Below are 10702 nucleotides of genomic sequence, written 5' to 3' on the forward strand. Positions count from 1 at the left end.
CCACACGCCTCCTGAAGCGTGTTCAGCGTCAATAACCCCGCGTTACAAGCGGGCGGGGGTGGCGCTCAGCAGACCTCCACCGGCGTCGCCTCGGTGATCCGGTACTCCGAGCGGGCGTCGAGGAGCAGCGGGATCAGCGGCTGGTCCTCCTGCGCCATCGTCACGTAGGACCCCTCGGCGTTGTTGCGCCAGGTGATGCCGTGCAGGCGCAGCGTGCGGGCGACGTCGCGGCGCTGCTCGAGGGTGAGCTGGTAGCCGCACATCGGCTCCGGCTCGACGTCCGAGGCCTCGGTGGGCAGCACGTTGTCCTGGCCGGCGAAGTAGACGACGCCGCTGCGGCTCGCGCCCTTCGCGATCGCCCGCTCGGCGGCCGCGGCGGTCTCGCGGAGCAGGGTGTCGCGGTTCTCCAGGGTGAACTGCGCGCTGCCGACCGCGCTGAGGTAGTTGACCTCGACCCGGCGCCGGTTGGTGAGCGCCTCGTCGGCCTCCTCCTCGGCGTCCAGCGGCTCGTTGGCGGTCTCGCTCAGCATCCCGGCGACGTGCTGGAGGCCGGCGTAGTTGCGCAGGATCCGGCCCTGCTCGTCACCGGCGACCTGGCGGAACGGCTCGCCGTCCTTGACGAAGATGCCGTACTCCCCGGAGGTGTAGCCCGAGGCCTCGACCTGGCCGCCCGCGTAGTCCTCGCTCATCGTCCGGGCGAGGTCGTGCACGGTCGGGTCGACCTGGCGGTTGCGCGGCCACAGCTGGAGCAGGTCGGTGCGGTAATAGGGGTTCGGGCCGTACTCGTGGAGGTCGTTGAGCACGTCCGGCTTCCAGTCGCGGATCAGCTTCACCACCGTCCGCGCCTCCGGCGACTCCAGCGCCATGTAGTCGCGGTTGACGTCGAGGCCCTGGGCGTTCTGGCGGGTGTTCGCGACCCAGCCGTCGGGGTTGAGGTTGATGAAGAGCACCGTGGTGTCGCGGAGCAGCCGGCGCCACGCGGGGTCGGTGGTGGTCGACATGTCGCGGGCCAGGCGCATGCACGCCTCGCGCCCGGAGTTCTCGTCACCGTGGACCGAGCAGGTGTACATCAGCACCGAGCCCTCGGCGGCCTCCGCCGCCGACGCGGGCGCCGGGTCGCCGACCGCGACCAGCTGGAGCGGCCGGCCCTCGACGCTGCGCCCGACCCGGGTCACCTTCACGCGATCGCTGCTGCGGTCCAGCTGGCGCCAGAACCGCTGGGACTCGGGGACCGTCGTCCAGCGCGCGCCGTTCGACTCCTCGAACGGCGTGCGCAGCGGGCTGGGCGCCGCCTGCAGGGTCTCGGGCATGTCCGAGCCGCCGCCGGGTTCGGCCTGGCCGGGGGCGGGGCTGGCGCCCCACAGTCCGGCGGCGACCAGCGCGGAGGCGGTCAGCGTCGCGACCGTGGCACCGACCCGGCGGCGGGTGCGTGCGCGGCGAGCGCGAGAGGCTGCGGGTGAGCGGGGCGGGGGTACGGGGGTCATGGCGCTCCTCGAGAACGCGCCGCGCCCGGCCCGTTCTGCCTGCCCGAGTCGCAGCGGAGTTGGTGGGGCCCTTCACCATCCTCGCGCCGCGCCGCCGTGGCAAGGACCCCCTCGGGTGACCGATGGCCCTCCCGCCCGTGGTGCATCCTGTCCGGACACCGTCGATCACGGGGAGGTCTCGGGCGTGGACAACCACAGCTTCTTCAGGCTCGGGGGCGGGCGGGTCGCGCCGTTCGCAGACCACGCCCCGCTCCCGCCCCACGACGGCGCGGTGCTCGTCGCCGAGCTCACCGTCCACGAGGGACCGCACGGACCCCGGCGCCTGGTCGTGTGCCGCCGCGACACGGACGTCGCCGTACGCCGCCCCGACGGCCGGCTGCTGTGGCTGGAGACCGACGACCTCAGCGCGGCCCGCGACCCCGACGACCCGGCGTGCGTGCTCGTGACGCACGGTGACGCCGAGAGCCCGATGCTCCTCCCGCCCGACTACGGGACGGAGGGGCTCGCGATCGCGTCCCTCGAGAGCTTCTGCGACTCCTTCGACGTGGAGGGCTGGCCCGAGGTCGCGGGCCCGGCCGACCCCGTCGCCGTGCCCGGTCTCGGCGAGGCGCCGCGCGAGACGACCCTCGTGCGCTGCGCGCTCGAGTCGTACGGCGCGTGCGAGCTGCACCTCGATGACCGCACCGGGCTGGTCCTGGGCGTCCGGGCGGGCGCGGCGCTGGCCGCTGACGGCGCGACACCGCCCGCGCGCGGCTCCCTGCTGCTGGAGGTGTCCGTCCTGCGCGAGGAGCGGTCCCTCGCCTCCGCCGCCTGGTTCGAGCCGGGCGACCTGTAGCCGGGGCTGCGTGGCCCGCGCGATCCCGGGTACCCGCGCAGCACGACCCCGGGGGAGCTGGGAGCTGATCATGGACGACACCGACAGCGGGAGCACCGGCGGCCCGGACGCGCCCCGGGAGCAGCCCGACGCAGGACCCGACCAGGGCGCCGAGACCACGCGGCACGAGGAACGCGCCGAGATCGGCACCGAGCGCCGCGAGGCGGGCCGGGTCCGGGTGCGCACCGAGGTCGAGACCGTCCCCACCCAGGCGGTGGTCTCCCGCGGGACCGAGGAGCTCGACACCTCCGAGCGGGTGCCGGCGGGCGAGGCCGACAGCGGCGAGGTCGAGACCCTCGAGGACGGGTCGCTGTCGGTCCCGCTCTTCGAGGAGATCCTCGAGATCACCAAGAGGCGGGTGGTGCGCGAGCGGGTGATCGTGCGCAAGCAGACCGTCGTCGAGGAGGAGACCGTCGAGGTCGAGCTGCGCCGCGAGCACGTCACGGTGGAGGCCGACGACGGCGTCGAGGTCGAGCACCGCGACCACGGCCCGTCCCAGCCGTCCTGACCCCCGTCCCGGCACGACCCCGGACGCGCGCAGCGACCGCCCGCACCCGGAGGCACGAGCGGTCGCGGTGGGTCAGCGAGCGTCGGGGTCAGCGGCGTCGGTCGTCGACGTCGCCCTCCACCTCGATGTGCTCCTTGCGGACCTCCTCGGTCACGGTCTCGTCCTCGACGGTGCTCTCCTTGCCCAGGCGGACCCGCTCGACCGCCTCGGTGGTCTTGCCGACCACGGGGCGCTCCTCGTTGAGGACCACCTCGTGCTCCTCCTCGGAGATGTCGGGACCGTCGAGCGCCTGGTCGACGTTGCCGCTGGTGACCGGCTCGGACTCCACGACCGCACGCTCCTTGGTGACCGGGACGGTGTGCGTCTCGGTCTCCGTGGTGACGTACTTGCGCAGTCGCGCCCGGCCCGACTCCCGCGAGGCCTTGCCGACGTCGAGGCGCTCCTCCGAGCGCGTCATCGCGTCGTCGGTGTTCGGCCCGGACACGTCCTGCCCGGCGGGCTGGGTGCCCATCGTGCCGGTGCCGGTCCCCATGCCGCTGACGCCGGGATCGCCGGCGAGGTACCCGGACCCGAGCCCGTAGTGGGCGTAGAGGCGCTCCTCCTCGCCCTCGGGGAGGTGCCCGTCGCCCTCGAGGTCGACGTTGGGGGCTCCCTTGATCAGGTCCTTGTCGTAGGGCAGCCGCAGCGCGGAGCCGTCGAACTCGGCCTCGGCCACCGGTACGAACGACTCCTTGGTGCCGAAGAACCCGGTGTTGACGGTGACGAACTCGGGACGACCCGTCGCGTCGTCCATGAACAGCTGGCCGACCTTGCCGATCTTGGCACCGTCGGTGCCGTACGCCGTCGAGCCGATGACGTTCGAGGCCTGTGTCTCGTCGAACATGTGTCGCTCCCTCCTCGGGAATGTGCGTTTCGAGCCTGTAGCCGTGGTCCGACAGACCATGCACACCGCGCCCGGATGGGCGCCCGGACCACCGCAAGGGGTGGGGTGGACCCGCGCGTCTCAGGCGTCGTTCCGCGACCAGGCGTCGGTCTGGGTGAGGCGGAAGAGGTACGCCATCGCCGGCACCACCAGCACGACCGCGAGCGCGACGGTGACCAGCAGCGCGCGGAGCGTGGTGTCCGCGCCGGCTGCGTCGTTGATCGTCACCTCGTCGACGAGCAGCCACGGGTACTGCGCGACCCCCCAGCCGGAGATCACCGCGGCGACGGCGACCAGCGCGCTCACCCGGGCCACCGCGAAGCGCCGCAGGTAGACCAGGACCAGCGTCGCGACCCCCGCGATCCCGGAGAGCACGATCAGCGGCGCCGCCTGGGTCTCCAGGCCCTCGGTCAGCGTCGGGGCGTCGCGGCGCAGCGGTACCAGCGCCACGAACACCAGGACGCCGGTCGCGACCCCCACCCCGAGGGTCCGGGTCCGCAGCTGGCCGGCCAGCCGGGGCTGGCCGGTGCGCTCGGCGTCCGCGCACAGGAAGCACCCGGCGAGGAACGCGCAGGTCCCGACCGCGATCAGCCCGCCGAACAGCGACGTCGGGTTCACCCAGGAGCCGATCCGGTCCCCGGTGCCGTCGGCCGGCACCCGTCCCGAGGCGATCGCGCCCGCCACGGTGCCGAAGAAGAACGGCGCGATCAGCGAGGACCCGGCGAAGACGGCGCCGAACAGCCGCGCCTGGCTCAGCGTCTCGGCGTACTTGCGGAACGCGAAGGCGGCCCCGCGCAGCACGATGCCGGCCAGCGCGAAGAGCATCGGCAGGATCAGCGTCGACATCGCGGTCGCGAAGGACTCCGGGAAGCCGGTCCACCACATCACCAGCACGTAGATCAGCCACACGTGGTTGGCCTCCCACACCGGACCGATGCTGTGGTCGATCAGCGTGCGGAGCGCGGCGCCCGTGCGGGCGCCGCCCGCGGTGAGGTCGTAGAAGCCGGAGCCGAAGTCGGCGCCCCCGAACAGCGCGTAGGCCACGACGCCGACGAAGAGTGCCGCGGCGACCGCGACCGCGAGGGTCATCTCCGCTCCCCGGTGCCCTCGCCCGGGCCGGCGGCGCTCTCGGTGGTGACGAGCGCCTCCTCCGGGCCGTACGGGCTGGGCAGGTCGGCGTCGCCCTTGCGCCAGCGCCGGGCCATCGAACGCAGCACCACGATCGCGCCGATCGTCATGCCGGTGTAGACGACGACGGTGGCGGCGAGCATCCACCACAGGCCCGGGTTGTCCCCGGCCGCGTCGGAGGTGCGCAGGATGTTGTAGACGACCCACGGCTGCCGGCCGACCTCGGTGGCGATCCAGCCGGCCTCCATCGCGACGATGGCCAGCACCCCGGACACCGCCACGAAGCGCAGGAACCAGCGCCGCTCGACCAGGTCGTGCCCGCGCCAGCGCGCGAGCCAGTACACGACCACGGCCGCCGCCAGCAGCGTCCCGATGCCGACCATGGTCTGGAAGGACAGGTGCGTGAGGTTGACCGGCGGCCAGTCCTCGCGCGGGAAGCTCTCGAGCCCCTCCACGGGGGCGGTGAAGGAGTTGCGGGCGATGAGCGAGCCGAGGTACGGGATGTCGACGGCCCACCGCACCGTGTCGTCGATGAGGACCCCGCCCAGGCGCAGCGGCGAGGGGCTCTCGGTCTCCAGGGCGAGCTCGAACGCCGCCAGCTTGGCCGGCTGCGCGTCGGCGATGCGGCCGCCGAGCAGGTGGCCGACGAACGGCTGCACGACCGCCGAGACGCTGGCGAACGCGAACGCGACGTCGAACCCGAGCCGGTGGCGTCGGTCCCGGCGCCCGCGCAGCATCCCCACCGCGTAGACCGAGGCGATCATGAAGCCGACGACCATGTACGCCGCGACCCACATGTGCAGGAACTGCCAGAATGCCGCGGAGCTGAACAGCACGTCCCAGGGCCGCACGTTGGTGACCGCGCCGTCGACGATGTCGAAGCCGACGGGCACGTTCATCCACGCGTTGACCGCGACCACGCAGTAGGTGCCGACCACGCCGGTGACCGCCATCGGCAGCACCATCAGCAGGTGCCGCTTGGGCGGCATCCGGTCCCAGCCGTAGAGGTAGATGCCGAGGAAGATCGCCTCGAGGAAGAAGGCCAGGCCCTCGAAGGCGAACGGCAGGCCCAGCACGTCGCCGTAGGTGCCCATCAGCCCGGGCCACAGCAGGCCCATCTCGAAGCTGAGGACCGTGCCGGACACCGCCCCGATCGCGAAGAGGACCGCGGAGACCTTGCCCCACTTGCGGGCCAGCGCCAGCGCGTCCGAGTCGTCGCGGCGGATGCCGATGAGGTGCATCGTGAAGATGACCGCGGGGAACGCGACGCCGAAACAGGCCAGGATGATGTGCCACCCCAGCGACAGCGCCATCTGCTGCCGGGCGGGGAGCAGCCCCGCGGGCTCGGCCGCGAGGACCTGGATCACGACGTCTGTGACGGGCACCTCATCGACGGTAGGTCGGAGTCCGGCGCCGCGCCACCCCCGCAGGGGCGCGGGAGGCGCCGCCGTACGCCTACCAGGCCAGCACGCCGGCCTCGTCCTACCTAGCCGGGGTACGCCGTCCCTGGCGCCCCACGCGTCTCGACCAGTCCGGTGCCGCTGCGGTGCTGCTCGAGTCGGCACGGCGCCGGCCCGGGTGGCCCTCGTGTGTCGCCGGGAGAACGCACCTCCCCCAACGACATGCCCGATCTGGAGCTCGCCTGCCCCGGCGGCGGGGCGGCCAGCACCGACCTTCAGGCGATCTCGGGGCCTGCGGTGATCAACTTCTGGTACGCCGCGTGTCCCCCCGTGCCGCAAGGAGATCCCGGCCCCATCCAGGAGTTCCGCAACCAGTGCGGCGACCGCGTCGTGGAGAGCGAGCTGGGTGTCGCGCTGGGGGCGTGACGCCGCGATCCCCCGTTCGCCCTCCACGCCCGCCCGCCATGCGGGAGCATCGACCTCCTGTGCCCTCTCAGGAGGAGCACCCCCCCCGACACTGAGCCGGGACCCCGGCAGAGGAGCAACCATGAAACGACTTCTGCCCGTCCTCGCCGCCGGCGCGGCGCTGAGCCTCGCCGCCTGCTCCACGAGCAGCAACGACGGCGGATCCGCTGACCCCACCGACGTCCCGGCGGACGCCGCGGCCGCGGAGGCGGCTGCCTGGGCCGCGGCGATGGAGATGTTCACCAAGCGGGTGGCGCCCGACTCGCCGGTCTCGACGATGAACGAAGCCCTCGGCTGGAACACCGACACCGGATTCGCGGTCGTATCGCTCGAGAGGTCCGCCGGGGGCACCCCCTCGACGTTGTGCGCAACCTCGACGACCGACGAGGCGTACTTCGCCTACGACGCGGCGACCGAGGGCACGGGCGCGGACGCGATCTCGACCGGCGCGCTGCGCGCAGGACCCGGCACCGCGTGCTCCTTCGACGACGCCGACGCCACCGGCCTGGTCACGTTCACCGTGCTTGGTGAGGACGAGGTCGAGGTCGACACCGTCAAGGGCGACCCGCCGCAGGCCCTCCTCGACCTGCTCTCGCTCACCGGCAACTGACGCCGCGCTGCGCCAGGACCCCTGGGCGGCAGCAGCCACGCCGGCATCGGCGCCGCGTGCCGACGATCGACGAATCTGAAAGGCGTTGACGCCCAGGTGTCGCGAACTTGCAACGTCCTTGACCGCGAAAATGAAACGCGCAGTGAGGCTCTCAGCGCCTACAACCCGGACCACTACGTTCCCGCAGGCGGATCGCCGGACCGCTAAGAGTGCTCTGCTGCAGCACGGTGGACTCCATGAAGGGATTCGCGAAGCAGACAGGCCCCTCCGCGGCACCGTAATGAGCGCTCATGCGACCTCGTCTGCGCTCCACGGCCTTGCGGGCTCGACCATTCTTGTCATCGCGATGCTCGTTCTCGCCTTCACCTCCGAGCATGAGCGCTCAAGAAGATTCACAAGCGGACCTTCGGCCACGAAGGAGTGGCGACTGCAGAGTCCCTTCAGCCGCCAAGGAGTTGCTTCCATCAGATCTGCGCGTGCTTTCCTGCGCTGCGGACGGGCGGCTGGTGCCCCGGTTTTCTTCCTCGCTGCTGCGCATCGGACATCCGTCGCCCTAGTAGTCAGCAACGCTCGCTCCTGCGATCGGCTGCCCACCGCCGACGGGCTCATCTGGCTGACGGCCCTTCGCCGTCTGGCCGACGGAGCGGAGCCAGGAAGGCAGCCAGTTCCCGGGCTGCTGCTCGCGTCTCGTCGGGCAGCGTGCTGTCGTTGCTCATCATCCGCAGATACGACAGAGCGTCGCCGTACCTGCGAGCCGCAGCAGTGCGCTGGTCCGTGCCGTTCAACAACGTCTTCGCTCGCTTGTTGACGCCTCGCGGCGGTACGACACCGTCGAAGTCGAAGGTGAACAACGCGATCCCGTTGGCGCCGGCGTACGCGATCGCCTCCTTGGTGTAGCGCGACGAGGTGAAGAACAGTCCTTCGGTGCCTGGGCGTCGGGCGCCGTTGAGCCGCTGGATGTCAGGGCGCCCGATCGCCTGGTTCGCATACCGCTTGACCTGGACCGAGAAGCCCCTGGAGACGACGTCGATCCCTTCGTCGCGCCCACCCGACGTGACCTTCACCTTGTTCGCTCCGAGCACGGTGCGCAGCACGACCGCGACGTACTGCTCCGCTGACCGCGGCCCGGCGGTCGCGTGGTCGATGGGCGGGAACTTGTGCGGGCTGGCCGCGATGGCCCGCTGATCCTCGGCTTCCTTCTGCGCCGCTGCCTTCTGCGCGGCCCTCTCGGCGGCAGCGGCTTCGACTGCGGCCAGACGGGCCTGCTCGGCTGCCCTCTTCTTCGCCTTCTTCGACATCGGCGCGACGTTCACCGCGGCCTGAATCGCCTCATGGACTGCCGCGTCCACAGCCTGCTGCCTGGCCCGCCCGTTCTCCCGTTCGCCCGCCCGACCGACCGCGCGAGCCGCCCCCTTCGAGACCGGCTTCGAGTTGGACTTCGAGTTCGGCGCGGGCACCGACCTAGTTTCGCCGACCTCCTCCCCGACGGCATAGACACCCTGAACCGCCCCGGCCGCTCATCCGGCCACCGAACAACTCGCTCGCGCCTACCCGCGAACTGGTTTCCAGAGCGGAAGGGGCTGCTGCACGAACGGGTGACAGGTTTACAACAGACCGGGGGCAGACCCCTATCGCGGAGATCCCCCCTTAGCGCATGCTCGTTCGCCGCGCGGTGACCAGGGCCCCGAAGGGTGCCGTGCCCAACAAGATCAACGCGATCCTCGACGGCGCCGCGTCCCCCGCATCCTCGTTGATACACGGCGTATCAGCGTACGCTGGCGAATCCGAACCGCGGAGGCCGTCATCGCCACCACCTCCAGGCGCGCGCTGGTCGTCAGGGACGACACGCGTCGATCGGACTGGGGCGCGAGCGACATGCCGATCGGGCTCTTGGAGATCGCCACGAGCGCCCGGATCCGTCGGGCCCGTGAGCGCTTGGACCGACTGGAGGAGATGCACGACGCGCTGCGTCTCTCCGAGCACTACTCCCAGCGTGAGATCGCCGAGGTACTGGGCACCACCCAGCCGCGTGTGCACCGCATGCTGAAAGCGATGGAAGGACGCTCCGCAGACGTCGAGACGCCCGAGGAGATCATCTTGCGCGCCATCGTCGCCGACGTCGACGGCCCCGAGCGCGAGCAGATGATCCAAGCGCTCATCGGCTACGACTACACCTTCCGCGAGTACGCCCCGGAACCGCTTGAGGGCGCCATCGAAGGCACCTGGGACGAGGTCACTCACGCGTCCATGACCGGGCTTCTCTCCGAGGAGGAGTACGAGCGTGTCCGCGACGCAGTTCAACCACCGAGACCGTGACCGCGTCCATGCCGAGCGGACGCTCCTACGTGGCCGTCCGGCCCACTGGCGAACGCGCCGTCGAGCCTGGACGCCTTCCTTCGAGACCCAGCCCTCCAGCGCGCCATCATCAAGACCTACAGCGCCAGGCAGCCCAAGGTCCCCACCGAGGGGCGGGTCATCATCGTCACCGCCGGGCCACCCCGGCGTCGGGAAGTCGTACGCGCTGAGCCGCATCCTCGACGGCCACCGGCGCATCGACCCCGACAAGATCAAGGACATGCACACTCGCCGACCGCAACCTCCGGGGTCAGCGCGAAGTACCAGGCGTCGTAGCCCTGGGGACGGTCGAGATGGTTGACGGACGCACGCTCATCCGCCGTAGGCCAACTGCTCTGCCGCGCCGAACGCGGCGAGGACCACCTCGGCCCCTTCGATCCCGCGCGTGCGGAGCACGTCGATGGGCCTGAGCCCTCCGAGGAACGCGTTCGGATTGAACGTCCAGTTCCGGGCGCCCATGCGCTCGAAGATCCGCGCGGCTCGCGAGGGGAGTCGCGCGAGGTCATTGAGACGGCTCTCCTGCTCAGGCGAAGGGGAGCCCGCCCCGTCGCGCCACATCGCCACCTGTTCAACGGGGACATCGAGGAGGTCAGCGACCACGACCAGAGAGTGGATCAGCGCGAGCACTGCCTCAGTGCGAGCCGAGACGCTGCACACCAGGTGCCCACTCGACTGCCCCATCGCGATCCACGGTACGTCGCGGCGCTCTGTCGCTAGGGGCCCCAGGGGACGCCTCGCCGCATGCCGACGAGTCGGCGGCAGTCAGCCAGGCATGCCCCATCCCGGAGGCGGCGCAGACGGTTCGAAGGCTCCGCGCAGGTAGGTCCCAGGGACTGCCCCCGGTCTTGTTGACACTCGGGGTTTGCGGGGATCAGGCCGCTTCTGAGATCGCGTAGATCATCTCAAACTCGACCGGGGTGAGCTTGCCGAGGCCTCGTTGGCGACGCCGGCGGTTG

The 10702-nt window shown here is 71.4% G+C and carries 11 protein-coding genes; 5 read left to right on the top strand and 6 right to left on the bottom strand.

Annotation, left to right across the window (positions count from 1 at the left end):
• Nucleotides 1-65: 65 nt before the first annotated feature.
• Nucleotides 66-1484, bottom strand: coding sequence for a M14 family zinc carboxypeptidase (locus HOQ23_RS10680; RefSeq protein ID WP_172214515.1), 1419 nt, complete (start codon nt 1482-1484; stop codon nt 66-68).
• Nucleotides 1485-1668: 184 nt separating this feature from the next.
• Here HOQ23_RS10680 and HOQ23_RS10685 point away from each other — a divergent pair, with 184 nt between their 5' ends.
• Nucleotides 1669-2319, top strand: coding sequence for a hypothetical protein (locus HOQ23_RS10685; protein ID WP_172214517.1), 651 nt, complete (start codon nt 1669-1671; stop codon nt 2317-2319).
• A 70-nt stretch (nt 2320-2389) separates the two neighbouring features.
• Nucleotides 2390-2866, top strand: coding sequence for a DUF2382 domain-containing protein (locus HOQ23_RS10690; protein ID WP_172214519.1), 477 nt, complete (start codon nt 2390-2392; stop codon nt 2864-2866).
• Nucleotides 2867-2954: 88 nt separating this feature from the next.
• On the opposite strand, the gene HOQ23_RS10695 is transcribed toward HOQ23_RS10690, so the two are convergent.
• The 3 genes from HOQ23_RS10695 to HOQ23_RS10705 form a co-directional block, all read right to left on the bottom strand.
• Entirely contained in the window at nt 2955-3749 is a 795-nt protein-coding gene (locus HOQ23_RS10695; protein ID WP_172214521.1) for a DUF2382 domain-containing protein, read from the bottom strand.
• A gap of 120 nt (nt 3750-3869) precedes the next feature.
• Nucleotides 3870-4877 carry a cytochrome d ubiquinol oxidase subunit II gene (locus tag HOQ23_RS10700; protein ID WP_172214523.1) on the bottom strand — a complete coding sequence of 336 codons (1008 nt, stop codon included), beginning with the start codon at nt 4875-4877 and terminating at the stop codon, nt 3870-3872.
• Nucleotides 4874-6301 carry a cytochrome ubiquinol oxidase subunit I gene (locus HOQ23_RS10705; protein WP_367650451.1) on the bottom strand — a complete coding sequence of 476 codons (1428 nt, stop codon included), beginning with the start codon at nt 6299-6301 and terminating at the stop codon, nt 4874-4876. Before HOQ23_RS10705 ends, HOQ23_RS10700 begins: the two co-directional genes overlap by 4 nt.
• 237 nt (nt 6302-6538) lie before the next feature.
• On the opposite strand from HOQ23_RS10705, the gene HOQ23_RS10710 reads away from it, so the two are divergent.
• Both HOQ23_RS10710 and HOQ23_RS10715 read left to right on the top strand, forming a co-directional pair.
• Nucleotides 6539-6742: a hypothetical protein gene (locus HOQ23_RS10710; protein WP_172214525.1), complete on the top strand. Its 204-nt coding sequence runs from the start codon at nt 6539-6541 to the stop codon at nt 6740-6742.
• Between the two features lie 121 nt (nt 6743-6863).
• On the top strand, nt 6864-7391 hold the full coding sequence (locus HOQ23_RS10715; protein ID WP_172214527.1) for a hypothetical protein: 528 nt from the start codon (nt 6864-6866) through the stop codon (nt 7389-7391).
• Nucleotides 7392-7996: 605 nt separating this feature from the next.
• On the opposite strand, the gene HOQ23_RS10720 is transcribed toward HOQ23_RS10715, so the two are convergent.
• Nucleotides 7997-8848, bottom strand: a complete 852-nt coding sequence (locus tag HOQ23_RS10720) for a restriction endonuclease (RefSeq protein WP_172214529.1) — start codon at nt 8846-8848, stop codon at nt 7997-7999.
• 418 nt (nt 8849-9266) lie between these two features.
• On the opposite strand from HOQ23_RS10720, the gene HOQ23_RS10725 reads away from it, so the two are divergent.
• On the top strand, nt 9267-9707 hold the full coding sequence (locus tag HOQ23_RS10725) for a hypothetical protein (protein WP_172214531.1): 441 nt from the start codon (nt 9267-9269) through the stop codon (nt 9705-9707).
• 351 nt (nt 9708-10058) lie between these two features.
• On the opposite strand, the gene HOQ23_RS10730 is transcribed toward HOQ23_RS10725, so the two are convergent.
• Nucleotides 10059-10373, bottom strand: coding sequence for an antitoxin Xre/MbcA/ParS toxin-binding domain-containing protein (locus HOQ23_RS10730; protein ID WP_172214533.1), 315 nt, complete (start codon nt 10371-10373; stop codon nt 10059-10061).
• Nucleotides 10374-10702: the final 329 nt, after the last annotated feature.

The organism is Nocardioides sp. zg-DK7169 (genome assembly GCF_013155365.1).
Taxonomy (GTDB): Bacteria; Actinomycetota; Actinomycetes; order Propionibacteriales; family Nocardioidaceae; genus Nocardioides.